We start from the raw sequence: 23,915 nt of genomic DNA on the forward strand, positions 1-23,915 counted from the left end.
CCAAGAGCGACTCCGGAGGAAACCGTCCATGACGCTGCGCCGCTATCTCTGGCCGCTGGCCCTGCTGCCGCTGCTCGCCTGCGCCGGGCAGGACCGGGCCCCGACCGCCGCCGCGCCCTCGCGCCAGGCGGTGCTGGACGGCGCGCTGCGCCAGCAGGTCGAGGGCGGCAAGGTCGCGGCCATCTCCGCCATCGTCATCCGCGCCGATGGCGAGGTGCTCTACCAGGGCCATGCGGGCGGCGCGAATACCGACAGCCTCTTCCGCCTCGCCTCGATGACCAAGCCCGTCACCAGCGTCGCGGTGATGACGCTGGTGGAGGACGGCAAGCTGCGGCTCGACGATCCGCTGGCGAAGCACCTGCCGGAATTCCGCGGCCTGCGCGTGCGCGAGGCGAATGGCAGGCTTGTCGCTGCCCGTCAGCCGACGATCCGCGACCTGCTGCGGCACATGGGCGGCTTCTCCTACAGCTTCCTCAATGTCCCCGGTATGGTCGAGGCCTATGCGCGGGAGGGCGTGGATGACGGGCTGGCCGCGCCGGGCCGCACGACCCGCGACAACATGCGGCGCCTCGCGCGCGCGCCCTTGCAGGCGCAGCCCAACACGGTCTGGGCCTATTCGCTGGCGACGGATGTGCTCGGCGCCGTCGTCGAGCGCGTCAGCGGCAAGCCGCTCGATGCCTATGTCCAGGAGCGCATCGCCGGCCCGCTGCGGCTGACGAGCTTCGCCTTCCATGTCCCGGAGAGCTCGCGCCCGCGGATGGTGACGGCAATGCAGCCGACGCCGGAGGGGCTTCGCCCCATCCGCTCCGGCGACCGCGTGCCCTATCCGCTGACCCGCGGCACCTGGGTCTCCGACCCGGAGCGCGCCTTCAGCCGTACCGCCTATCCCTCGGGCGGCGCGGGGGCGACGGCGAACCTCGGCGACTATGCGCGCTTCACCCGCATGCTGCTGAACGGCGGCGAGCTGGACGGCGTGCGCATCCTGAAGGCGGAGACGGTGGCGGAGATGACGCGCGGTCAGACCGGCGGCCTGCCCGTCAACCTCCGCGGGCCGGGCTATGACTTCGGCTACGGCTTCAGCGTGGTGACGGACCCGGCGGCGGCGAAGACCCGCCAACCGGTGGGCACCTATGGCTGGGGCGGCATCTACGGCACCGGCTTTTTCGTCGATCCGGTGAACCGGCTGGCCACCATCGTCATGACCCAGACCGCAACCAATGGCGGCGCGGCGGCGAACGAGGTGCGCGAGGCCTTCTACGGCACCATGGCGCAGTAGCGCGGCGCGGGGCGGCTCAGAGCGGCCGCCCCGATCCGCCCGAGGCCTTGGCAGCCGTCAGCACGCGGCGGATCTCGCCCTCGGCCTTCTCCAGCTCCTTCGTGGCGCTGGCACGATGCGCCTGGGCCTCGTTGGCGATGCGGAGGCTGTCCTCGATGGTTGCCACCAGCGAAGCATTGGCGCGCTTCACCGCCTCGATGTCGAAGACGCCGCGCTCGATCTGCTGGCGCGCCTCGAGGTTGCCCTGGCGCAGGCGCTCGGCATTGCCGGTCAGCAGCTCGTTGGTGAGGTCGGTCGCCTCCTTCAGCGTCCGCCCGGCCTCGCGCATGTTCTGGATGGCGAGCGCCTGCGCCAGCTGCTGACGCCAGAGCGGCACGGTATTGGCGATCACGCTCTGGATCTTGGAGGCGAGCGCCTTGTCGTTCTCCTGAATCAGCCGGATCGAAGGCAGGGCCTGCATCGCCACCTGGCGGGTCAGGCGAAGGTCGTGGACACGCCGCTCCAGCTCGTCACGGGCGGTGCGCAGGTCGCGCAGCTTCTGCGCCGCCGTCGAATCGCCGCCCTCGACGGCCTTGGCCATGGCGGGGATCGCCTCACGCTCGACGCGGCCGAGCACGCTCTCGCCGGCGGCGATGTGGTCGCCCAGGGCGTGGAACCATTCAAGCGTCGCGGCATAGAGCCGCTCCAGCTTCTCGACATCCTCGAGGAGGCGGGTGCGGTGGGTGTCGAGCTTGTCGCCGACCGCCTCGACCTGGCCCTTGATGCTCTCGTAGCGCTGCAGGACGCGGGCCGTCTCCGCCCTGGCGCGGCCGAAGAGGCGTGCCAGCCAGCCGGTCTTCTCGCCGAGGCCGCGCATGTCGAAGCCGCGCAGCGTGCCGATCAGCGTCGAGAGGGTGACGCCGGCTTCGCCGGCCTCGCGGTTGCGGGCGCCTTCCAGCATGGCGTCGGCGGCGATGGTGGCGCGGTTCTGCGCGTCCTGGCCAAAGCGCAGGATGCTGGCGGGGTCGGCGACATCGAGCTGCGCCGCGAGCCGTGTCACCTCGGCTTCGCGCGGCGGCAGCACCGGCTCCAGCTCAACCGTCTTCTGTTCGACCATCGTCTGCTGGGTTTCGCTCATCGGAATCCTTCCTCGCGCAGGCGGTCGGAGAGCACCTTCACCTGGATGTCGAGCGCCGCGCTCTCCTCACGCGTCAGCCGCCCGCGGAGTTCCTGCGCCGTCGTTGCCAAATCATCGAGAAGGATGGGCAGCCCCTCGGGTGGCGCGGCGCCGGCCTCCAGGCGTTCGACGATACGTTCCAGCCCATCGAGGTGGACGGTCAGGAAACGCCGGGCCTGGGGCAGGCGGTCCGGATGGGCGGTGAGGTCGTCGAGCACGCCCTCCATCGCCGAGGCCACGCCCTGGAGCTTCCCATCGCCGCGCCGCGCCGCCACCGCCTCGATGCGGGCGAGGCGCAGGCGGCTCTCCTCGATCGGGCCAGGGGGCGGCGGGGGAGGCTCCGGCGGCGGGGGCGGGGCGGTCTCGGGCAGGGCCTGGTACATCATCCGCGTACCGAAGAGGGCGCCGGTGGCCATGATGAGCGACATCGGAATCCCGAGATGCCCGGCCATCTGCGCGGAGAGCCCGGTGCCGACGGCCATCAGCCAAGCCGCGCGGTGCGAATCGCCCTGGCGGCCGCGCCGCAGGGCGCGTGCGGCCAGCAGGCTGCCGCCGAAGCCGAGCGCGGCACCGGTCACGCCCCGCTCATTGCCGTCGATGGCGAAAAGCAGCGCGGCCGGCAGCAAGGGAGAGGCGAAGATCGGCAGCGCCAGCCCGCGCCAGCGGGTGCGGAGCCCGATCCAGGCGCCGAGGGCGCGGTCCAGCATCAGTCGAAGAACCCGCCGATGCTGCGGAAGAGCGCGATGATGCCGACCAGCCAGGTGGTGGCGGTCAGCAGAACGCCGCCCCAGGCCCAGACCAGCGGCGTGGTCAGCGGCGGGGAGGCGGGGAGGGTGGTCACGTTGCGTTCGGCCATTGCGGGTCGTTAGATCGCCATCGGGGAGGCCGGGATCAAGCCACCTTCCCGGGCGGAACGTCACGGAAGGACGATTTTGATGGAGCAGATCGCAGTGGTGGGCGCCGGGCTGATCGGCCGCGCCTGGACCATCGTCTTCGCCCGAGCGGGCTACCCCGTCCGGCTCTGGGACAAGGCGCCTGGGGTGGCGGAGCGGGCGCTGGCGCTGATCGGCGAGAGCCTGGCCGATCTGCATGCGGCGGGGCTCGTCACCGAGCAGCCGTTCATCATCACGGCGCGCGTCACGGCGGCGGCGACGCTGGCGGAGTGCGTCGCGGGTGCTGCTTATGTGCAGGAGAACGGGCCGGAGCGGCTCGGGCCGAAGCAGGAGCTGTTCGCCGAGCTGGACCGGCTTTGCGGTCCGGAGGTGGTGCTCGCCTCGTCCACGAGCGGCATTCCGGCGAGCGAGTTCACCGGGAACCTCGCGGGGCGGGGGCGCTGCCTCGTCGCGCATCCGGTGAACCCGCCTTACCTCATCCCGCTCGTCGAGCTGGTCGGCGCCCCTTGGACCGATCCGGCCGTCGTGGCGCGGACGCGAGGGTTGATGGAGCGCGTCGGGCAGGTGCCGGTGACGGCGCACAAGGAGACGCGGGGCTTCGTGCTCAATCGGTTGCAGGCGGCCCTCGTCGCGGAGGCTTTCCGCATGGTGCGCGACGGGGTGATGTCGGCCGAGGATGTCGATGCCTGCGTGAAGGACGGGCTTGGGCTGCGCTGGTCCTTCATGGGGCCCTTCGAGACCATCGACCTCAATGCGCCGGGCGGCGTCGCCGATTACGTCGAGCGGTTCGGGCCGCTGATGGGAGGCATCACCGAGGAGCAGACGCCCTATCTCTACGACCGGGAGACGGTCGGGCAGGTCGCCGGGGAAAGGCGGGCGGCCTTGCCGCTCGATGGCATCGAGGGGCGGAGCGCCTGGCGGGACCGGCGGCTGATGGCGCTCATCGCGCATAAGCGTGGGCAGTCTTGACCGAGCGGTCCGGCGGGAGTTGCCTTTCCGCAACCAGAGGGAGGAACGTGGCCATGCAGGCGATCGGCAGGCTGCTGGATGAGGCCGTGACCAGTGGCGCCGTGGCCGGCGTCGTCGCCGTCGCGGGCAATGCGGCGGGGACGTTGTTCGAGGGCGCGGCCGGCTTCCGCTCCGCGGCGGGCGGCGAGGCGATGACGCTCGATACCGTCGGCTGGATCGCCAGCATGACCAAGGCCATCACCAGCGTCGCGGCCCTTCAGCAGGTCGAGGAGGGCCGGCTCACGCTTGATGAGCCGATTGCCGAGGTCCTGCCCGACCTCGCCAGTCCGCGGGTGCTGGAGGGTTTCTCCGCGGCCGGCGAGCCGATCCTCCGTCCGGCCCGCGGCGCCGTCACGCTCCGCCAACTGCTGACCCATACCAGCGGCTTCAGCTACCCGATGTGGAACGCCGACATCGGCCGCTACATGCAAATGACGGGCATCCCCGGCGTTGCCTCGCGCAAATTACAGGCGCTGGCCCTGCCGCTGGTCGCCGACCCGGGCACGGCCTGGCACTACGGCATCGGCATCGACTGGGCGGGCCTCGCCGTCGAGGCCGTCACCGGGCAGCGGCTCGGCGATGTGATCGAGGAGCGCATCACCGGGCCGCTCGGGATGCACGACACGAGCTTCCGCCCCGGCCCCGAGCAGCGCGCACGGCTCGCGGCGATGCACAGCCGTCGCGTGGATGGGCGGCTTGGGCCCATCCCCTTCCCGATTCCGGAGGAGCAGGAATTCGACATGGGCGGCGGCGGCCTCTACGGCACGGCGCCCGACTACCTTCGCTTCTGCCGCATGGTGCTGAATGGCGGGGCGCTGGACGGAGCCCGCATCCTCGAGCCCGCCACCGTAGAGGCGCTCGGCCGCAACCAGATGGACGAATTACTGGTCGGGCCGCTCGCCACGGCGCAGCCAGGCGTTTCGCATGATGCGGAGTTCTTCCCCGGGCAGCGGAAGCGGTGGAGCCTCGCCTTCATGCTGAACGAGGAGGCGCATCCCATGGGTGGGCGCTCGGCCGGGAGCATGGCCTGGGCGGGGCTCGGCAATACCTATTACTGGATCGACCCGGCGCATGACCGCTGCGGGGTGCTGCTGACGCAGAGCTTTCCCTTCGCCGATCCGCGGGTTCTCGACCTGCTGGCGGCGTTCGAGCGGGCGGTGCATGCGGGTTGAATTGTTGAGACGGGCCGGCGCCAGGGTGTTGAAAACCCTGGCGAAACGGCGGGAATTTTAGATTTTAGGGTTTGAGGCGGTTTGCAGCGCAGTACCACCTTGGGCAGATGTTCCTAATAGCAGGCTTGGGGCGGCGGCGGCAAGGGGTTATGATCGGGGTCGTCACAACCCAGGCCCCGGACCCCCGCATGCTCATCCGGCAAGGCGATGCCAGGCCGCTCGCCGCCGACCGCAACCTCGCCTGCACGCTGGCGCTCGCGGCGGGGGCGTTGAACACGGTCGGCTTCTACAAGATCGGCATCTACTCCTCGCATATGACGGGGGCGGTCTCGACGCTGGCGGACCGGCTGGCGCTCGGGGACTGGGCGGGGGCGATGGTGTGCCTCGGGCTGGTCACCTCCTTCGTCGCCGGGGCGGCGGCCTCGACCCTGCTGGCGAATGAGGGGCAAAGGCGGGGGCTCGCCGGCATCCATGCGCTCAGCATCATGGCGGAGGCGGTGCTGCTGGCGGGGCTGGCGGCGGCGGATGCCTGGGTGCCGCAGCTCTGGGGCGGGCTCGGCTTCGTGCTCGGGATGAGCGCGCTGATGGGGCTGCAGAACGCGGTGGTGACGCGCATCTCCAATGCGCGCATCCGCACGACGCATGTGACGGGGATGGTGACGGATATCGGCATCGAGCTCGGCAACCTGCTCGACATCGCGCTGCGAAGGCGCCGGCGGGCGGAGGCGGCGGTCAACCGTCAGCAGATACGGTGTCCTTGCGTCGGGAGTAACAGGTGTGCTCATCAACCGATCGAAGGCTTTTATAACCGCGTATTGGCTGAGTCGGGTTTCGTTGGCTGAAAATGTGGCGATGTCTGGATCGAAGTCAGCTAAGCGAATCTTCGTTAGGCTTTTGAAGCCGCCCAAGGAAACATGATGGCCGGGATGTGGTCTGATTTCGGCGCACGCGGTTCCAGAATCTGAGGCAAGATAGAGCATTGACACACCGGCCCGATTCAATCGGCCGGCCCCAGCGTTGATGGGGGGCGGCGCTCCGATTTCGTTGCCGAACCACGGCTGGTATAATATATCAGCGTGCCATCCGAAGTTAAATCTCTGATAGATCTGTTTGTAGCCAAGGCGAGCACGGAACCAAACATCCCCCTCGGGTAACTCGGTAGTGATGTCCCCCAAGAATGGATCGATCATCGCTTCAAGTGCAGGTTCCACTTCAAAAAAGTTCTCTTTCAGCAACCTGCTCTGCAGATCGACAAATTCCTCCGGATCTGTGCGGGAAATTGCCCGAGCAACCAGCCGTGTGTCGTCGTCGAAACCGGCGTATACTGAAATGCCTTTGTCTGGATCGGGATATGGCGGCCAATCGAAAGTCTCATGAAACAGATCGAGATAATCTTCGGTGGCAGGCGGTTTGACCACAAGATTATCATTACTTTTAAATAAACCGAGAACCGAATCCCCTCCCCAGTGATGGTTGTATTCAAATTCATCCCAATAGTATCGGACCAAGCTTCGGATAAGCATAATTATCGGTTCGATGCGATCAGGATTTCGGACTTTTGCATCCGATTTCCCGCAAAAAGCACAAAGCCCAATGACGCTATCACCCTCGATAAGTCGCTTGAGGCTGGGGTGGAGCGCACAATCAGCGCACAGGCTTACCCGAAGATTCGGCTCGTCAAAAGCATCCACGGCCAGCGTAACTCCGTTGCGGCAACGATAAAGATTTAGCACCGCGGTTCGATTGCAGTTGAGGGCGATTCATCTCGCCGAAATGGATTAGGTGGAACGATCTAGACCCCGACGCCAGATCAGAGCGCGGAAGGCGTTCTTCAGCCGAACATGAAGGACCGCTTATCGCCTGTAAGGCTTGAAGCGTAGCAACCATAGCGGCCGTTCTGCTCCGGACCAAACCCAGCCACCCGGGTCGATGATGAGTGGGTTTGTTGCGGGTCGAAACAGCCAGCGGTGACCGAGTTCTTACCCTACCGCCGTTCCCCGCGCGGATCGAGCGCGTCACGCAGCCCGTCGCCCATCAGGTTGAAGGCGAGGACGACGAGGAAGATCGCGAGGCCTGGGAAGATCGCCAGCCAGGGCGCCTGGGTCAGGAAGCGCTGGGCGCTGTTCAGCATGCTGCCCCAGGAGGGCGCCGGCGGCTGCTGGCCAAGGCCGAGGAAGCTCAGCGAGGCTTCGGCGATGATGGCCTCGGCGATGGAGAGCGTCGCCTGCACCAGCAGGGGCGGGATGATGTTCGGCAGGACATGGACGAGACCGAGGCGCCAGGGCGGGTTGCCGAGGGCGCGGGCGGCCTCCACCCAGTCGGTGGCGCGGGCGTCGAGCGCCATGCCGCGGGCGAGGCGGACGAAGATGGGCGAGGCGGTGATGGCGATGGCGAGCATCGCATTCTCGAGCGCGGGGCCGAGGAAGGCGGCCAGCGCGATGGCGAGGATGAGGAAGGGGACGGAGAGCATGGCGTCGGCGATGCGGGCGATCAGCGCATCCACCCAGCCGCCGGCGAGGCCGGCGAGCAGGCCGATGGGCACGCCGATCAGCAGGGCGACGCTGACGGAGAGGACGCCGGCCGCCATCGAGGCGCGGGCGCCGTAGAGCACGCGCGCCAGCACGTCGCGGCCGTTCTCGTCGGTGCCGAACCAGTGGGCGGCGGAGGGCGGCTTGCGGATCGCCGTCCAGGAGGTCTGCAAGGGGTCGGCGGGGGAGAGCCATGGCGCCAGCAGCGCGGCGAGGATGAAGAGCACCACGACGATGAGGCCGAAGACGGCGAGGCGGTGGCGGAGGAAGCGGCGGAGCGCGCGACGCGCCGGGCTGTCGGCGGTAGCGCTCATGCGGTGCGCAGGCGCGGGTTGACCGCCATGTAGAGCAGGTCGGCGACGAGGGAGAGGCCGGTGAAGATCAGCGCCGTCGCCATCACCACGCCCTGCACCACGGGGTAGTCGCGGTTGAAGACGGCATCGACGATCAGCTTGCCGAAGCCGGGGATGGTGAAGATCTGCTCGGTCAGCACCGCGCCCGCGAGCAGCCGGCCGAATTCGATGGTGCCGAGCGTGACAACGGGGATCAGCGCGTTGCGCAGCGCATGCCGCCCGACGACGGCGCGCTCGCCGAGGCCCTTGGCGCGGGCGGTGCGGACATAGTCCTGGCCGAGGGCGCCGAGCATCGCCGCGCGGGTGTGGCGCATCAGCACGCCGGCGATGCCGGAGCCGAGGACGAAGGCGGGCATGATGGTGGTGGCCAGGCTCTGCAGCGGGTCCTCCCACAGCGGCACGTAGCCGGAGGGGGGAAGCCAGCCGAGCTGCACGCTGAACAGCAGGATCATCATGATGCCGAGCCAGAAATTCGGCGTCGAGATGCCGAAGAGGGCGACGGCGTTGACCAGCCAGTCGGTCGGGCGGTCGCGGCGGACGGCGGAGAGCACGCCGGCGGGGATGCCGATGGCCAGCGCGATGAGGAAGGCCGTCACCGCGAGCTGGAAGGTGACGGGGAGCTTCTCGAGGATGAGCTTCGCCACCGGCTCGCGGATGCGCCAGGAGAAGCCGAAATCGCCCTGCACGGCACGGGTGATCCAGTGGAGGTATTGCTCCGGCAGGGGGCGGTCGAGGAAGAGCTCGGCCCTGATCTGCGCCAGCACCTGCGGGTCGCCGCGCTCCTCGCCAGCGAGGATCAGCGCCGGGTCGCCGGGCATGAGCTGCTGCAGGCCGAAGATCAGCACCGAGAGGATGAGCAGCGTCGGGATGATCTGCCCGAGGCGGCGGAGGAGCCAGGGGAGCATCTAGTTCAGCCTGAGGCCTTGAGGGCGGATCAGGCCGTCGGCGACGGGGACGAAGCCGCTGAGCCGCGATGTGTGGGCGACGATGTTCTTGCGGTGCCAGAGGATGATGCGGCTGCGGTCCCCGCGCAGGGCGATCTCGAAGATGCGGCCGTAGAGGGCGCGGCGGGCGGCGACATCGTTTTCGGTGCGGGCCGCATCCAGCAGGCGGTCGACCTCGGGATTGGCGTATTTGCCGTCGTTCTGGCCGCCCTGGCTGTGCAGGAAGGTCCAGGTGTTGCCATCGGGGTCGACACGGCCGGACCAGGCGATGAGGTAGGCCTCGAACTCGCCGCGGTTGGCGGCCTGGAGGCTCGAGGCGAATTCCATGGTGTTCAGCTTCAGGGCGAAGCCGGCCTCCTGTACCATGGCCTGGATCACCTCGCCGGCCTGGCGGAGGTCGGGGCTGTTCGGCACCGTCATCTCGACCGGCACGGGCGCCGTGACGCCAGCTTCGCGCAGCAGGGTGCGGGCGCGGGCCAGGTCGCGGCCCTCCGGGCGGAAGGCCGGAACGTGATAGGGATTCCCAGGCGGAATGGGCTGCGCCGTTGGCGTGTAGGCACCCTCGTAGACCACCTGGTTGACGGCATCGCGGTCGATGGCCAGCTCGAAAGCGGCGCGGATGCGCGGGTCGCGGGCGATAGCGGCGTTGGCGCGCGGCCCGTTGCCGATGTTGAAGACGATGCTCTGGTAACCGAGCTCGTCATAGGCGGCGACGCGGAGCCGCCGGTTGGCCTGCACAGCCTTCACATCGTCCGGCTCGATGGTCTGCACCATCTCGAGCGCGCCGGATTGCAGGTTGGCGAGGCGGACGGTGCTGTCGGGGATCGGCAGGAAGGTGATGCGCGGGATGTGGATGCGCGCGGCATCCCAGTACCCATCGAAGCGCTCCACCACGATGCGGTCCTGCGCCACGCGCTCGACCAGGCGGTAGGGGCCGGCGCAAACGGGCGCATTGCCGAAACTGCGGCCGGCAGCCTCGGCAGCCTTCGGGCTGACGATCATCCCGGCGCGGTCGGTGAGCTGGGAGAGGAAGGGCGAGGAGGCGACCTTGAGGCGGATGCGGAGGGTGCGCGGGTCGATCACCTCCACGGACTCCATCGCGCCGATCTCGCTGCGGCGGAAGCTGCCGGACAGCGTGAGGTGGCGGTTGAGCGAGTAGCGCACGGCCTCCGCATCCATCGTCTCGCCATCGTGGAAGCGGACGCCCTCGCGCAGGGTGATGCGGAGCGTCTTCGGGTCCTCCCAGGCATGGCCGGTGGCGAGCTGGGGCACGATCTCCAGCTTCTCATTGATGTCGAAGAGCTTGTCGCAGAGCGTGGCGAAGACGATGCGGCCGACAAAGGTGCGGGCGAGCGTCGGGTCGAGGATGTCGGGATCCTCGCGGAGGCCGATTCGGAAGGTCTGCGCCTCGGCCACGGCGCTCAGCGCCAGGGAGGCGAGGGCGGCGAGGAAGGTTCGGCGGATCATGCGCTGCTCCCGGCAGGCTGGAAGAAGGATTGCAGGCGGCGGAGGCGCTCGCCGCCGGGCTCGGCCTCGCGCAGTGGCGGGGCGGGGGGCAGGCGGTCCTGCAGGTGGCAGGCGGCGCGGTGGGCCTCGCCGGCGAGGGCCGGCGCCTGCTCGCGGCAGATGGCCTCGGCATGGGGGCAGCGGGTGTGGAAGCGGCAGCCGGCAGGCGGGGCGATGGGGCTTGGGACATCGCCCTCGATGGGCGGGGACTTGATCCCCCGCCCGGGGACGGCGGCGAGCAGGGCGCGGGTGTAGGGGTGGCGGGGAGCGGCGAAGAGCGCCTCGGCCGGGCCCTCCTCGACCAGGCTGCCGAGATACATGACGGCCACGCGGTCGGCGATGTGGCGCACCACGCCGAGGTCGTGGCTGATCAGGACGAAGGTGAGGCCGAGGTCGCGGATCAGGTCGGCCAGCAGGTTCACCACCTGGGCCTGGACCGAGACGTCGAGCGCGCTCACCGGCTCGTCGCCGATGACGAGGCGGGGGCCGCTGGCGAGCGCGCGGGCGATGGCGATGCGCTGGCGCTGGCCGCCGCTGAACTCGTGCGGCCAGCGGCGGGCGGCTTCGGGGCGGAGGCCGACGCGTTCCAGCAGCTCGGCGACGCGGGCGGCCTCGCCGGCGCGTGGGGTGATGCGGTGCAGGCGGAGCGGCTCGGCGACCGCGGCGCCGACCGTCATGCGCGGGTCGAGGCTGGCGAAGGGGTCCTGGAAGATCAGCTGCATGTCGCGCCGGCGGGCGCGGAGCGCGGCGGGGGAGAGGGTGCGGAGGTCCTCGCCCTCGAACAGGACGCTGCCGCTATCGGGCTCGATCAGGCGCAGCGCGAGGCGGCCGAGGGTCGATTTGCCGCAGCCGCTCTCGCCGACGATCGCCAGCACCGAGCCGCGGGGGATGGCAAGCGACACGCCGTCGACCGCGCGGACGGCGCCGCGGCGGCGGCCGAGCGCGTCGCGGAGCGGGAAGTGCTTGCGGAGGCCGCGCAGTTCCAGCAGCGGCTCGGTCATGCGGCGAGCACGCGGTCGAGCGGGGCGCGCCAGCAGGCGGTGGCGTGGCCCGGTTCCACCTCGGCCAAGGGGGGCTGGCGGGCGCAGTCGGCGCCGCGGAAGGGGCAGCGGGGGGCGAAGCGGCAGCCGTCCGGCGGGTGGAGGAGGTCGGGGACGGTGCCCTCGATGCTGGCGAGGCGGGAGGGGCCGCCCTCGATGCGGGGGGCGGCGCCAAGCAGGCCGACAGTGTAGGGGTGCTCGGGGCGGGCGAAGAGACGGGCAGCGGGAGCGCGCTCGGCGATGCGGCCGGCATACATGACGACGACATCGTCGGCATGGTCGGCGACGACGCCGAGGTCGTGGGTGATGAGCACCACGGCCGTGCCGGTCTCGCGCTTCAGCTCGTCGAGCAGGGCGAGGATCTGGGCCTGCACCGTCACGTCGAGGGCGGTGGTGGGCTCGTCGGCGATCAGCAGGCGCGGGCGGCAGGCGAGCGCCATGGCGATCATCACCCGCTGGCGCATGCCGCCCGAGAGCTGGTGCGGGTATTGCCGGGCGCGGCGGGCGGCGTCGGGGATGCGGACGCGGTCGAGCAGGGCGACGGCGCGGTCGTGGGCAGCGCGGTCGCCGAGGCGCTCATGCAGCCGCAGCACCTCGGCGACCTGCTCGCCGGCGGTGAAGGCGGGGTTGAGGCTGGTCATCGGCTCCTGGAAGACCATCGCGATCTCCCGGCCGCGGCGGCGGCGCCATTCGGCCTGGGCGAGCGTCGCCATCTCGCGTCCGCGCAGGCGGATGGAGCCGGAGAGCCGGGCATTGGGGGGCAGCAGGCCCATCGCCGCCAGGGCGGTGACCGACTTGCCGCAGCCGCTCTCGCCGACCACGGCCAGCGTCCGGCCGGCTTCCACCGCGAAGGAGACGCCATCGACGGCCCGGAGCGGGCCGCGATCGGTGCGGAAGGTAACGGCAAGGTCCCGGATCTCGAGGACCATCAGCCGGGTGTGCGGAAGCGCGTCATCCCCTGGACAGTGACATGCCGGCGGATGGGCGCAAGACGCGATCGCCTAGCGCGCGGTGCGGGCCTGGGCGGTGCGGAGCGGGGCGAGGCCCTGCAGGCTGTAGCCGCGGGCGCCGTGGCCGTCGGGCATCTCGGCGACCTGCTCGTAGCGGGCGCTGCGGTGAAGCTGCATGCCGGCATAGGCGGTGCCGGCAGTCACGCCGTCATCCGGGCGGTTGTAGATGAAGCCGTAGGTCGGATAGACGCGGCCAAAGGCGTTGTCGTTGTAGCCGGACTGGACGCGGACCTCTGACCAGTCATTGGCGTGCGACACGTCGATCACGCTGACATCCTGCATCACCGAGCCGCGACGGATGCCGGGACCGCCCCAGTTGGCGTGGTCGATGCGAACCTCGCGCGGGGCGACCACGCGGCGGACCACGGCGACATGGCCACGGGACATGCCGCCCGTTGCGCGGAAGGCCATGACGGAGCCGGGCTCCGGCCGCTGGCCGCGATCATAGAGGCCCGCGGCGTTGGACCACCAGTCGCCGCCATTGCCGCTGACCTGCATGCCGGTGACGGCACGGGCATAGGGGACGCAGGAAATGCCGCCGCTCTCGGCCGGGGCGGCGGCGAGGCGAACCTGGCTGCGGCGGGCGGTGCGGAGGCGGCTCGCGGCCCGGTGCCGCACGGCATGCGCCTGATGCGCTGCAATGCCCACCTTCTGCACCGTGTCCCGGCCAGGGCGCTGCTGGGCCTGGTCCCGCTGCGCGGCCATGGCGTCGCCCGACGCCGCCAGCGCACCGGCCACCACGCACCACGCCATTGCCGTACGATGCATCCGCATACCCATCCCCCTGCACGGCACGCGGGCCGCTTTTTCTCGCGATGCCGTAACCTCGCGACACAAATGGGGTTATCCGGGTCACAAATGTCTCGCGCAACCGGGAGCGGCGAAACCCCGGGAAATCCAGCGTGATTTATCGGAAGGGCGGTCGGTTACTGATCCGTGAACGGAGAATCGTCCTAGATATAGTCTCAAAAATGAGTCTTGCCACAGTGTGATGGCTGGTGTGCAACAGTCGCGAAAAGGGCGGCACCGAAGGGTGCCGCCCATGCGAGTCCTGCCCGTTCAGCGGCAGGCGGTGACCATGATCTCCACCAAATGGCGAGGATCGGCCATGTTTGCCTCAACGCAAGCGCGAGCGGGGCGGCCGGCATCGCCGAGCCACTCGACCCAGACCTTGTTCATCGCGTCGCGGTCGGTGATGTTCTTCAGCCAGATCTGCGCGGTCAGCAGGCGGGTGGTGTCGGTGCCGTTGGCTTCGAGCGCAGCGGTGATCTTGGCGAGGACCTGCTTCGTCTGGCCGGTGACGTCCAGCGAGAGATCGTCGGCGGTCATGCCGGCCAGGTAGACGAAGTTGTGGTACTCGACGGAACCCGAGAGAATCGTGTTGCTGCCCTGGCGGGTGATCTTCGACATCGGCTGCCCCTCCTTTAAGGAAGGGCCGTTCTAGGGCCCGGCCAAGGCAGCGACAAGTCAGGCGACCGCGTAGGTGCTGCCGGAGGCGGCCGCACCGATCATTGTCTCGAAGACGGCGACGCCGTGGATCGCCTGTTCAACCGGCAGCGGATAGGCGGGGCCGCCGGCCGCGGCGGCGGCGAAGGCTTCCAGCTCGGCGGCTTCGATATCGACCTTGTCGAAGTCGCGGGCCCAGCCCTGGCCTTCGACGGGGGTGAAGACCAAGCGGTCCTGGCCTTGCATCTCCAGATGGCCCTTGGTGCCGAAGAGGGCGACGCGCCAATAGCGCGCGGTCAGCGAGAGCGTGGCGAAATTGCAGGTGGCGCCGGAGGCGAAGCGAGCGAGCATCGCCGTGGTGTCGTCGATATGTGGCGAAACGCGGGGGAAGGACTGCACGGTCACTTCCGCGACGGGGCCCATCAGGTTGATCAGCATGTCGATCATGTGGATGCCCATGGCGCCCATGCCGCCGAGCGGGCTTTCCTCGCGGTCGGCGCGCCACATGCCGGGCTTCCAGCCGAAGGCGCCGGGGCCGCTGATATGGCCTTCGGCATGGAGGACGGTGCCGAGTTCGCCGGCGGCGAGCATGCGCTTCGTCTCGAGCGTCGCGGGGAGGAAGCGGCGGTTGTGGCCGAGGGCGAGCACGACGCCGGCCCGGCGGCAGGCGGCAACGCAGGCTTCGGCGCTCGCCTTGCTGAGTGTGAAGGGTTTCTCAACGAAGAGATGCTTGCCGGCGGCGGCGGCGGCCATGACCTGCTCGGCATGCTGCCTGTGCGGCGTGGCGAGTGCGACGGCCTTCACCTCCGGATCCGCGAGGACGGCCTCGAAGCTTGGGTGCAGGCGGATACCCTGCTCGGCGGCCCAGGCTTCGGCCTTGGCGGGCGTGCCGGTGGTGCCGGCGACGAAGCGGAGGCCGGCGCCGTTCCTGCGCTGCACGCTCTCCACCAGGGTGCGGCCCCAGCGGCCCATGCCGACGATCGCGGTGTTCAACATGATAGGGATGTCCTGCGTTTCAGCGGTGGAGACTATCCGTGCCGCTGCCGCTCAGGAAGTCGAGCAGATGCGCGACGGTGCACTCCGGCTGCTCCTGCTGCACCCAATGGCCGGCGCCCTCAATCAGGTGGCAGCCGCGCATGTCGGTGCAGGCCTCACGCTGCATCCGCTCGAGCGCGCCAGGCACCTGGCGGATGCCCCAGTCGCTCGCGCCGGCGATGAAGAGCGAGGGCTGCGCGATGCGGCGGCCGGCCATCAGCTGGTGCTCCGCCTCGAAGCGGCGGGAGGTGCCGCAACGGTACCATTGGAAGCCGCCCTGGAAGCCGGTGCGGGCATACTCCGCCGCATAGACGGCGAGCTCCGCCTCGGGGAGCCAACGGTTGGCAGCGATGGAGGCTGGCGAGGGCATGTCGGGGGCGACCTGCTCGGCCATGCCCTTCGAAAGGTCCATGACGTAGTAGCCAGGGAGTTTCGCCAGTTCGTCGGCGGTCCAGGCGGCGAGGGGGAAGGGACGGTTGTCGGGCCAGTCGGCGCTCTTGGCGTGGTAGTAGGCGCGGAGGAAGGCGTGCAGGCCCTGCGGGGCGTGCAGCATCTCGGCATTGGCTTCGCGGGTCGAGTAGTGCCACTGGTAGTGCTTGCGAGGGCGGGGCAGGGCGGCCAGCGCGGCGTGGATGTCGGGGGTGGCGGGGCGGGGCTTCGCCCCTTCCTGGAGCGGGGGCGGGCCTCCGAAGGGAGCGCTCATCAGCACGACGCGGCGGAACAGGTCGGGGCGGAGCAGGGCGCACCAGGCGGCCATGGGCGAGCCGAAATCGTGGCCGATCACCGCCTCCACCCCGTCATGGCCGAGGGCGGCAAGCAGGCCCATGGCGTCGCGGACGATGTTGAAGGGGCGGAAGGGGGCGAGGTCGCCGTCGTAGTCGGCGTTCCAGCCGGTGGTGCGGCCATAGCCGCGCTGGTCGGGGGCGACGACGTGGTAACCGCCCTCGGCCAGCGGCAGCATCACCTTGCGCCAGGAAAAGGCGAGTTCCGGGAAGCCGTGCAGCAGCAGGAGGCAGGGCGCCCGGGGGTCACCGGCCTCGAGAAGGTGCATGCGCAGGCCGTTGATACCGTCGAGGAAGCGGCTGCTGATCCCAGCGGGCAGGGGCAGGTCATCCATGGCTTCGTCTTCCTCCGGTTTCAGCTTCTCGTCTCGAGCGCCGCCACCATCGCAGGCTTTCGCTGCCAGCCCCAGCCCACCACCAGCAGCGCGGCCAGCATGGCGGCGACGGTCGGCCAGCGGAGGCCGAAGACCTCGCCGGCCGTGCCGAGTGCCAGCGCGCCGCTCGCCGGGCAGGCGCGGGTGATCATGCCCCAGAGGCTCAGCACCCGGCCGCGCATCGAGGCGTCGGCCGCGTTCTGCACCAGCGTCTGGACAAGGATGCCATGCACCGAGGCACTGGCGCCCAGGAGCGCGGCGCAGACCAGGGCGAAGGGAAAGAGGCCCGTCGCCACGAAGCCGATCGTGAAGAGCGCCTGGCAGGCGGCGGCAGCGATGGCGAGCGGCACCGCGCCTTCGAGCTTACCGCGGCCGGCCACCCAGAGGCCGGCGAAGAGCGCGCCGATGCCGATGCAGGCGGTCAGCATCGCCAGCCCATCGGCGCCGCGGGCGAAAAGGCGCTCGACGAAGGGCGGAAGGATCTCCTGCACGCCGCGCATCAGCACAGCCGCCACGGCAGCGAAGGCGAGAAGCGGGCCGATGCCCGGGTGCCGCCCGGCATAGCGGAAGCCGGCGATGGTGTCGGCGAAAACGCTGCCGCCCGAAGGCTGGCCGCGGCGCTGCGCCGCCTCGACGCGGAGGTTGGGCATGGTCAGTGTCGCGGCGAGATAGGCGAGGCTGTTGAGGAAGACGGCGGGGACGACGCCGGCGGCGGCGATCAAGGGCCCGGCGATGGCGGGGCCGATGAAGCGGGCGACGTTGTAGCAGAGGGAATTGCACGCAACGGCGGCCGGCAGATCCGCGCGCGGGACGAGGCCGGGCATCAGGCTCTGCCGCGCCGGCTGGGCGAAGGAGGAGGCAGTGCCCTTCGCCACCTCCAGCGCGAGCAGCAGGCCGATGGAGAGGTGGCCGGTGGCGAGCAGCGTGCCGATCGTTGCCGCCTCTAGCGCGATGGTCGCCTGGGAGGCCATGGTGAGCTTCACCCGGTCCATCCGGTCGGCGACGGCGCCGGCGATGGGGCTGAAGATGACGGCCGGCGCAAGGTCGCAGAAGGCGACCATGCCGACCCAGAAGGCGCTCCTGGTCAGTTCCCAGGCCAGCCAGGCGACGGCGATCTGATGGACCCAGAGCCCGGTCCAGGAAGTGAGGGAGGCGCCGAAGAACAGCCGCGCATCGCGGTGCGAAAGGGCGCGGCCCAGCGCACCGAAGGCGGCCAGGCCGCGGAACGCCATCAGCGCTGCGGCGCGGTCCGGCTGTTCTCCTGCACGCAGTCGGCGGCGATGCGGTCGCGCTCGTAGATGCGGCCCAGCCGGTCGGTCTCGCTGCGGCGGGCATAGATGCTGGCATCGGTGCCGATGCGGGCGTCGCGCTCGTCCTCGCGCATCAGCTGGCCGCGGTCGCGGAAGGTGACGATGCGGTCGGCATCGGTCCGGCAGGCGGCCGCGAGCGCGGCCTGGTCGCGCAGCGCGGCGCCCGGCGGCGGCACGGTGGGGACGGCGCCGGGGCCGGGGGCGATGGCGGCGCGGCTCGGCGCCGCATTGACCGTCAGCGGCACCACGGCCGGGTCCGGCCCGCTGGCGCAGGCGGCGACGAGGGCGAGCAGGCCGAGGGAGAGAAGGCGTGTCATCAGGTCATCCGTCATGCGATGCGGCCCAGGCTCGGAGCGCCGCCCGCGGGCAGCGGCCGGGACAATAGCCGACGGAGACCGGTTTCGTCGAACCGTGCCCCGCCGTCCAGCGGCATGGCGGCCGCGGCGGACAGCAGGGCGGGGTGCAGGTCGATTCCATGGCGGGTGACGGCGAACAGGGCGGTGAGCCAGGGCGCCCGGCCCAAGATCTCGACGAGGGCAAGCAGGCGGAGGCAGAGGCTGAGGCCGCCGATGGTGTCCAGCCCCACTGCCGAGTCGATGGCCTCCGCCCAGGCGGCGGCGTCGCGGTCGGCGATGGCAAGCTCCATCGGCTCGCCCTCGGCGCGGGGGAAGAGCAGGCGGCGGGGCTTGCCCCATTGCTGGCGGTCGGCGGCCTCGCGGGCCAGCTCCCAGGCGGCGAGGAGCTGGCGCGGGGCGACCGGGGGCAGGCGCTCGGGCGGCAGGGGGACGGCGTAGGTGAGCGCGCCGTTCGGCGCCTCGGCCACGCGGATGGGGAAGGGCATTGACCTCAATCTGGGGGCGGCCAGGGGCTGGCGCCAGCGGCGTTGCGCCTTAAGGTTAAAATCATGACCGATCCCTCGACCCTCTCCGCCACCGAGGCCACCCGGCGCGTCCGCGACGGCCGCCTCTCCGCCACCGCATTGACCGAGGCGCTGCTCGCCCGGATCGCGGCGCGGGAGCCGGCGGTCCGGGCCTTCGTCCATCTCGACCCGGCGCTGGCGCTGCGCCAGGCGGCGGCGGTCGACCAGGCGGTGAAGGCGGGACGGGCAGGGCCGTTGGCCGGCCTCGCCTTCGGAGTGAAGGATGTGCTCGATACGGCGGACCAGCCCTCGCAATACGGTTCGCCGATCTGGGCGGGGCACCGGCCGCGGTCCGATGCCGCCTGCGTCGCGCTCGCCCGGCGGGCTGGGGCGGTGATCCTCGGCAAGACGGTCACGACGGAATTCGCCACGCGGCATCCGGGGGCAACGGCCAATCCGCACAATCCGGCGCATACGCCGGGCGGCTCCTCCTCCGGTTCGGCGGCGGGGGCGGGGGCCGGGTTCTTCCATGCCGGGTTCGGGACGCAGACGGCGGGAAGCATCATCCGGCCGGCGGCCTATTGCGGGGCGGTCGGGTTCAAGCCCTCCTTCGGTACGCTGCACCGGGCGGGGATGAAGGTGATGGCGGAGTCGCTCGACACGATCGGCGTCATCGCCGGCAGCGTGGGCGATGCGGCGCTGGCCATGGCGGGGCTGACGGGCGGGGATTACGGCAGGCCGGAGGAACGGCCTGGGCGGGCACCGCGGATCGGCCTTTGCTGGGGGCCGGCGGCGGAGCAGGCGGCGCCGGAGACGCGGGAGGCGATCGAGCGGGTCGCGGCCGCCGCGGCGCGGGCCGGGGCCCAGGTGGAGGCCGTCGATCTACCGGCGGCGGTCCTCGCCGGCTACGAGGCGCACGCGCTGGTGATGAACGGTGAAACGGCGGAGGCGCTGAGCTGGGAGCTCGACCACGCGGCAGCGCAGCTCACCGAGGGGTTGCGGGAGCGGCTGGACTGGGGAAGCCGCAAGGGGCGGGCAGCGCTGCTGGACGCACGCGCCGCCTTCACCGTGGCGCGGGCGGCCTTCGCCGGGGTGATGGCTGGGTTCGATGCCATCCTGACGCCGAGCGCCCCGGGCGAGGCGCCGGAGGGGCTCGGCTGGACCGGAGACCCGGCCTTCAACTCGCTCTGGACCCTGCTGCACGTCCCCTGCGTGACGGTGCCGACCGGCACCGGGCCGCAGGGGCTGCCGCTTGGGGCGCAGCTGGTTGCCGGCTTCGGCCAGGACCGGGAGGCGCTGGCCTGGGCGGAGTGGGTTCGCGCGGCCGCTACCTGACCTTCTCGAAGCCCGGCGCCTTCTTCAGCGCGTCCGTGGTGTCGAAGTCGCGGAGGACAGCGTCATCGGCCATCTCCACCTCGGCGACGCGGTCGGCATGCTTGCCGGCCAAGTGGCGGGCGCCGACATCGCCGCTGATCGTCATCATCTCAGGCAGGAATTCCATGGCCCAGAGCATCGGGTTGCCTTGCTTGCCGCGGAAGGTCGGCATGACGATGGCGCGGCCCTCCTCCGGGTCAAATGCGGCGAGCAGACGGTCAATCATGGGGCCGGCAACGAGGGGCATGTCGCCAAGGCAGATGACAACGCCGTCGATATCCTTCGGCAACGCGGCGAGCCCGGCCTTGAGGCTGGCGGAGAGGCCCTCGGCATAATCCTCGGCATGGGCGAGGATCACGGCGCGGCCGGCGAGCGCCGCCTCCACCCGCTCATGCTCGTAGCCGGTGACGACGACGACGGGGCGGGCGCGGGAGGCCAGCGCATTGTCCACCACCCGTGCGACCATCGGCGTGCCCTGGTCGTCCTGCACCAGGAGCTTGTTGAGGGGGGCCATGCGGCGGCTGCGCCCGGCGGCCAGCACCAGGGCGGCGACCTTGCGGCCGCGGCGCGGGGTGACCGTCGCGGCCTGGGGCGCTTGGTCGCGCGGCAGCGGGCGGGCCTCCATCTCCTTCAGCAGCCCGCCGACGCCCATGCCCATGACGTCCCGCGCCGTCACCGGCAGGCCGGCGAAGAGGCGCTGCAGCACCCAGTCGATGCCGTTCAGCTTGGGCGACTTGGCGCAGCCGGGCAGGACGAGGGCCGGGATGTCGTCGATATGGCCGAGGCAGATCAGGTTGCCGGGATCGACCGGCATGCCGAAATGGTCGATGGCGCCGCCGGAGCGGACGATGCCGGCGGGGCCGACATCGCGCCGGTCGACCACCGCGGAGGCGCCGGCGACGAGCAGCAGCTCGGCGCCGGCGCGGCGCAGGCGGTTCAGCGCGTCGGAGATGGCCTGGGTTTCGTGGCGGGTGCGCTCCGGCGGGAGAAGAGTGCCACAAAGGGCCTCGACGCGGTCGCGCGTCGCCTCGATGGCGCCTTCCATCACGCTCTCCTTCACGCCGGGCAGCTCGGTCAGCACCAGGCCGACCTTCAGCGGGCGGAAGGGGTGGAGGGAGAGGGCGGGCGGGCCGCTGCGGGCGATCAGCTCCGCCACCTCCAGCACCGAACCGGGGGTGGCGAATGGGATGACCTTGATGGTCGCCAGCATCTCCTTCGCCGAGACGGGGATGTGCGAGGCGAGGGTGGCAACGGTCAGCGATTCGTCGAGGGCATTGAGGCGGTTGACGGTCGTGGCGTCCACCACCAGCAGCCCGGCGGCATCGGCCAGGACGTTGACCCGGCCGGTGGAGGCGCGGGAGCGGGCGAGGAGCGGGCCCATCAGCGCATTGGCGAGGCGGTCGGCGGCCTCGTCCTCCGGCACCTCGCCGGGCTCGAGCCGGGCAGCGATGACGTTGCCATGGCCGGCGGCCTGGAGCGCGGCGATAGCGGCTTGGTCGAGGACGGTACCTTTCTTCAGCACCTTGCCAGGCAGGCGGACGGTATGGGCGAGGACGGCGCCGCGCGCCTCGTCGAGCGGAGTCGGCCCGAAGATCATGCGGCGAGCGCCGGACGCTGTGCGAGAGCTGCGCCACGGCGGGTGGCGACCACCTCGGCGAGGATGGAAAGCGCGATCTCGGGCGCCGTCACCGCCTCGATGTTGAGGCCGACGGGGGCGTGGATGCGGGCGATGGCCTCGGCGGAGTGGCCGGCCTCGGTGAGGCGGGCGACGCGCTTGGCATGCGTGCGGCGGCTGCCGAGGGCACCGATGTAGAAGCAGTCGGATGTGAGCGCGGCTTCGAGGGCGGGGTCGTCGAGCTTGGGGTCGTGGGTCAGGGTGACCACCGCGCTGCGGGCATCGGGGGCGAGGGCGGCGACGGCGTCGTCGGTCCACTCATGGATCAGGGTAATGCCGGGAAAGCGCTCGGCGGTGGCCCAGGCGCGGCGGGGGTCGACGACCGTCACCGCATAACCGGCGGCGAGCGCCATGGGCACCAGGGCCTGGGCAATATGGACGGCGCCGACGACGATCAGCCGCAGGGGCGGGTTGTGCGGGTGAATGAACCAGGCCTCGCCATCCTGGGTGAGGTTGGCGGCAGCGTCCTCCTCCAGGGCCTTGGCGGCGGCTTCGGCGAGGGGGGCGGGGAGGTCGGAGCCGGGCCAGAGATGCTGGGTGCCGTCCGAGAGGCGGGTCAGCAGGGCGACGGGGCGCTTGGCCGATTTCGCCGCTTCCAGGGCGGCGAGGACCTCGGGAGTCACGAGAGCTTCTCCACGAAGACCTTCAGCTTGCCGCCGCAGGCGAGGCCGACTTCCCAGGCGCGCTCGTCGGAGATGCCGAAATCGAGGAGCTGGGGGGTGCCAGTGGTCATGGTTTGCTTCGCGGCATCGGCCACGGCGCCCTCGATGCAGCCGCCGGAGACGCTGCCGGCGAGCCGGCCGGAGGCGCTGACGGCCAGGCGCGAGCCGGCCGGGCGGGGCGAGCTGCCCCAGGTTTCGACGACGGTGGCGATTGCCACCGGTTCGCCGGCCGCGCGCCAGGCGGCGGCGGTGGCCAGCACGTCTTCCGAATCGCTCATGCGGCATTTCTCCTTGCCGGCTGCGGCCCGCTCAGCGTCGCCACCAGGGCGCGCAGGCTTTGCAGGTTGTGGACCGGGCGGAATTCGTCGACATGCGGCAGCATCGCCCGGATGCCCTGTGATCTGGGTTGGAAGCCCTCCCAGCGCAACAGGGGGTTCAGCCAGATCAGTCGGCGGCAGGAACGGCGGAGGCGGTCCGTCGCTTCGGCGAGACCCTTGGCGCCCTCGCGGTCGAGGCCATCGGTGATGAGCAGCACGACGGCGCCCTGGCCGAGCACACGGCGCGACCAGAGGCGGTTGAACAGCTCGATGCTCTCACCGATGCGGGTGCCGCCGGACCAGTCGGGGACGATGTGGGAGACGAGCTCGAAGGCAACCTCGGCGTCGCGGCTCTTCAACTGGCGGGTGACGTTGGTCAGGCGCGTGCCGAAGAGGAAGGAGCTGACGCGGTCGCGGTCGTTCGTCACCGCATGCAGGAAGTGCAGCAGCACCTGGGCATAGCGCGACATGCTGCCGGAGATGTCGCAGAGCGCGACCAGCGGCGGCGGGCGCACGACGCGGCGGCGGCGCTCGATGCTCATGATCTCGCCGCCCATGCGCAGGCTCTCGCGCAAGGTGGCGCGGAGGTCGGTCCGGGGTCCCGTTGGGTCGGGGCGGAAGCGGCGCGTGGGTCGCTCGTCCAGCGGCAGGACGAGACGACGGATCTCCTGCTTGGCGGCGGCGATCTCGGTGGCCGACATGGCCTCGAAATCCATCGTCTGCAGGCGTTCGCGCTCGCTCACCGTCATCGCCACCTCGACCGGAGGGCGTTCCTCCGGCGGCTGAGGCGGGGTCGGGGTTTGCGGCGGGGGCGTCATTGCCTCGGCAAGGCGGCGGCTCGCGGGCGGCGGCTTGTCGCGCTCCTTGAAGCCGTCGAGCATCGCCATGGCGGCAGCGTTGCGGCCCGCCTCCGGGTCGCGCCAGAACAGCAGGAAGGCCTGGTCGAAGATCTCGAAGCCGTCGCGGCTGTGGACCAGGACGCCGCGCAGCGCCGCATGCACCTGGCGCCGGTCGCCGATATCGATCAGCCGCAGGGCTTCGCCGGCGGCCAGCAGATCGGCGGTGCCGACCCGCAGGCCGGCGCGGCGCAGCAGCCGGCCGAAGGCGAGCAGGTTGCCCGCCAGCGCGCCGCGGCCGGCGCCGATGCCGGCGCTGGCGAGCTGCATCGCCTGGCCGAGATTGCCGGGCATGTCGC

The 23,915-nt window shown here is 70.7% G+C and carries 24 protein-coding genes and 1 pseudogene; 5 read left to right on the top strand and 20 right to left on the bottom strand.

Going from position 1 to position 23,915, the window contains the following annotated elements; all coding sequences use genetic code 11:
- Positions 1-28 precede the first annotated feature (28 nt).
- Positions 29-1,276, top strand: a complete 1,248-nt coding sequence (locus tag LH62_RS20670) for a serine hydrolase (protein WP_052214751.1) — start codon at positions 29-31, stop codon at positions 1,274-1,276.
- Between the two features lie 16 nt (positions 1,277-1,292).
- Here LH62_RS20670 and LH62_RS20675 read toward each other — a convergent pair whose 3' ends face one another.
- The 3 genes from LH62_RS20675 to LH62_RS31240 are packed head-to-tail and all read right to left on the bottom strand — an operon-like array spanning position 1,293 to position 3,288.
- Positions 1,293-2,393: a toxic anion resistance protein gene (locus tag LH62_RS20675; protein ID WP_082012690.1), complete on the bottom strand. Its 1,101-nt coding sequence runs from the start codon at positions 2,391-2,393 to the stop codon at positions 1,293-1,295.
- Complete coding sequence (locus LH62_RS20680) at positions 2,390-3,139, bottom strand: hypothetical protein (RefSeq protein WP_043363912.1); 750 nt, start codon at positions 3,137-3,139, stop codon at positions 2,390-2,392. Before LH62_RS20680 ends, LH62_RS20675 begins: the two co-directional genes overlap by 4 nt.
- A complete protein-coding gene (locus tag LH62_RS31240; RefSeq protein WP_160299863.1) occupies positions 3,139-3,288 on the bottom strand; it encodes a hypothetical protein in 150 nt (49 codons plus the stop codon). The genes LH62_RS20680 and LH62_RS31240 overlap by 1 nt, the downstream gene beginning before the upstream one ends.
- A gap of 79 nt (positions 3,289-3,367) precedes the next feature.
- Between LH62_RS31240 and LH62_RS20685 the strand changes: the two genes are divergently transcribed.
- The 3 genes from LH62_RS20685 to LH62_RS20695 all read left to right on the top strand — a co-directional run bounded on the left by LH62_RS20685 (position 3,368) and on the right by LH62_RS20695 (position 6,347).
- Positions 3,368-4,294: a 3-hydroxyacyl-CoA dehydrogenase gene (locus LH62_RS20685; RefSeq protein ID WP_082012691.1), complete on the top strand. Its 927-nt coding sequence runs from the start codon at positions 3,368-3,370 to the stop codon at positions 4,292-4,294.
- Between the two features lie 53 nt (positions 4,295-4,347).
- Positions 4,348-5,505 (top strand): serine hydrolase, encoded by a 1,158-nt coding sequence (locus LH62_RS20690; protein WP_043363914.1) that lies wholly within the window; start codon positions 4,348-4,350, stop codon positions 5,503-5,505.
- A 188-nt stretch (positions 5,506-5,693) separates the two neighbouring features.
- Positions 5,694-6,347 (top strand): YoaK family protein, encoded by a 654-nt coding sequence (locus LH62_RS20695; RefSeq protein WP_082012879.1) that lies wholly within the window; start codon positions 5,694-5,696, stop codon positions 6,345-6,347.
- A gap of 30 nt (positions 6,348-6,377) precedes the next feature.
- Here LH62_RS20695 and LH62_RS32745 read toward each other — a convergent pair.
- The 13 genes and pseudogenes from LH62_RS32745 to LH62_RS20755 all read right to left on the bottom strand — a co-directional run.
- A pseudogene (locus LH62_RS32745) lies at positions 6,378-7,028 on the bottom strand (RES family NAD+ phosphorylase); the annotation flags it as partial.
- Between the two features lie 461 nt (positions 7,029-7,489).
- Complete coding sequence (locus tag LH62_RS20700) at positions 7,490-8,347, bottom strand: ABC transporter permease (RefSeq protein ID WP_043363915.1); 858 nt, start codon at positions 8,345-8,347, stop codon at positions 7,490-7,492.
- Positions 8,344-9,291: an ABC transporter permease gene (locus LH62_RS20705; RefSeq protein WP_043363916.1), complete on the bottom strand. Its 948-nt coding sequence runs from the start codon at positions 9,289-9,291 to the stop codon at positions 8,344-8,346. The genes LH62_RS20700 and LH62_RS20705 overlap by 4 nt, the downstream gene beginning before the upstream one ends.
- Entirely contained in the window at positions 9,292-10,797 is a 1,506-nt protein-coding gene (locus LH62_RS20710) for an ABC transporter substrate-binding protein (protein WP_043363917.1), read from the bottom strand.
- A complete protein-coding gene (locus tag LH62_RS20715) occupies positions 10,794-11,837 on the bottom strand; it encodes an ABC transporter ATP-binding protein (RefSeq protein WP_043363918.1) in 1,044 nt (347 codons plus the stop codon). The genes LH62_RS20710 and LH62_RS20715 overlap by 4 nt, the downstream gene beginning before the upstream one ends.
- The gene (locus tag LH62_RS20720) at positions 11,834-12,805 is read right to left on the bottom strand and encodes an ABC transporter ATP-binding protein (RefSeq protein ID WP_043363919.1); all 972 of its coding nucleotides are present in this window, start codon (positions 12,803-12,805) and stop codon (positions 11,834-11,836) included. Before LH62_RS20720 ends, LH62_RS20715 begins: the two co-directional genes overlap by 4 nt.
- A 72-nt stretch (positions 12,806-12,877) precedes the next feature.
- Positions 12,878-13,654: a CHAP domain-containing protein gene (locus LH62_RS20725; protein ID WP_236552590.1), complete on the bottom strand. Its 777-nt coding sequence runs from the start codon at positions 13,652-13,654 to the stop codon at positions 12,878-12,880.
- A gap of 291 nt (positions 13,655-13,945) precedes the next feature.
- Positions 13,946-14,296, bottom strand: a complete 351-nt coding sequence (locus LH62_RS20730) for a RidA family protein (RefSeq protein WP_043363920.1) — start codon at positions 14,294-14,296, stop codon at positions 13,946-13,948.
- 57 nt (positions 14,297-14,353) lie between these two features.
- Positions 14,354-15,328, bottom strand: a complete 975-nt coding sequence (locus LH62_RS20735) for a Gfo/Idh/MocA family protein (RefSeq protein WP_043363921.1) — start codon at positions 15,326-15,328, stop codon at positions 14,354-14,356.
- A 19-nt stretch (positions 15,329-15,347) separates the two neighbouring features.
- Positions 15,348-16,484, bottom strand: a complete 1,137-nt coding sequence (locus LH62_RS20740; protein ID WP_043363922.1) for an alpha/beta hydrolase — start codon at positions 16,482-16,484, stop codon at positions 15,348-15,350.
- A 20-nt stretch (positions 16,485-16,504) separates the two neighbouring features.
- A complete protein-coding gene (locus LH62_RS20745; RefSeq protein WP_082012694.1) occupies positions 16,505-17,755 on the bottom strand; it encodes an MFS transporter in 1,251 nt (416 codons plus the stop codon).
- Complete coding sequence (locus LH62_RS20750; RefSeq protein ID WP_043363924.1) at positions 17,755-18,150, bottom strand: hypothetical protein; 396 nt, start codon at positions 18,148-18,150, stop codon at positions 17,755-17,757. The genes LH62_RS20745 and LH62_RS20750 overlap by 1 nt, the downstream gene beginning before the upstream one ends.
- A gap of 11 nt (positions 18,151-18,161) precedes the next feature.
- Positions 18,162-18,674, bottom strand: coding sequence for a hypothetical protein (locus tag LH62_RS20755; protein WP_236552591.1), 513 nt, complete (start codon positions 18,672-18,674; stop codon positions 18,162-18,164).
- Between the two features lie 63 nt (positions 18,675-18,737).
- On the opposite strand from LH62_RS20755, the gene LH62_RS20760 reads away from it, so the two are divergent.
- Positions 18,738-20,027 carry an amidase gene (locus LH62_RS20760; protein ID WP_043363925.1) on the top strand — a complete coding sequence of 430 codons (1,290 nt, stop codon included), beginning with the start codon at positions 18,738-18,740 and terminating at the stop codon, positions 20,025-20,027.
- Here LH62_RS20760 and LH62_RS20765 read toward each other — a convergent pair.
- Genes LH62_RS20765 through LH62_RS20780 form a run of 4 tightly spaced genes read right to left on the bottom strand, consistent with a single transcriptional unit; the run spans position 20,020 to position 23,910 of the window.
- Entirely contained in the window at positions 20,020-21,663 is a 1,644-nt protein-coding gene (locus LH62_RS20765; RefSeq protein ID WP_043363926.1) for an NTP transferase domain-containing protein, read from the bottom strand. The genes LH62_RS20760 and LH62_RS20765 overlap by 8 nt on opposite strands.
- Positions 21,660-22,364 carry an XdhC family protein gene (locus LH62_RS20770; protein WP_043363927.1) on the bottom strand — a complete coding sequence of 235 codons (705 nt, stop codon included), beginning with the start codon at positions 22,362-22,364 and terminating at the stop codon, positions 21,660-21,662. The genes LH62_RS20765 and LH62_RS20770 overlap by 4 nt, the downstream gene beginning before the upstream one ends.
- Complete coding sequence (locus tag LH62_RS20775) at positions 22,361-22,681, bottom strand: XdhC family protein (RefSeq protein WP_043335283.1); 321 nt, start codon at positions 22,679-22,681, stop codon at positions 22,361-22,363. The genes LH62_RS20770 and LH62_RS20775 overlap by 4 nt, the downstream gene beginning before the upstream one ends.
- The gene (locus tag LH62_RS20780; RefSeq protein ID WP_236552675.1) at positions 22,678-23,910 is read right to left on the bottom strand and encodes a VWA domain-containing protein; all 1,233 of its coding nucleotides are present in this window, start codon (positions 23,908-23,910) and stop codon (positions 22,678-22,680) included. The genes LH62_RS20775 and LH62_RS20780 overlap by 4 nt, the downstream gene beginning before the upstream one ends.
- Positions 23,911-23,915: the final 5 nt, after the last annotated feature.

This window comes from Belnapia sp. F-4-1 (genome assembly GCF_000802185.1).
Taxonomy (GTDB): domain Bacteria; phylum Pseudomonadota; class Alphaproteobacteria; order Acetobacterales; family Acetobacteraceae; genus Belnapia.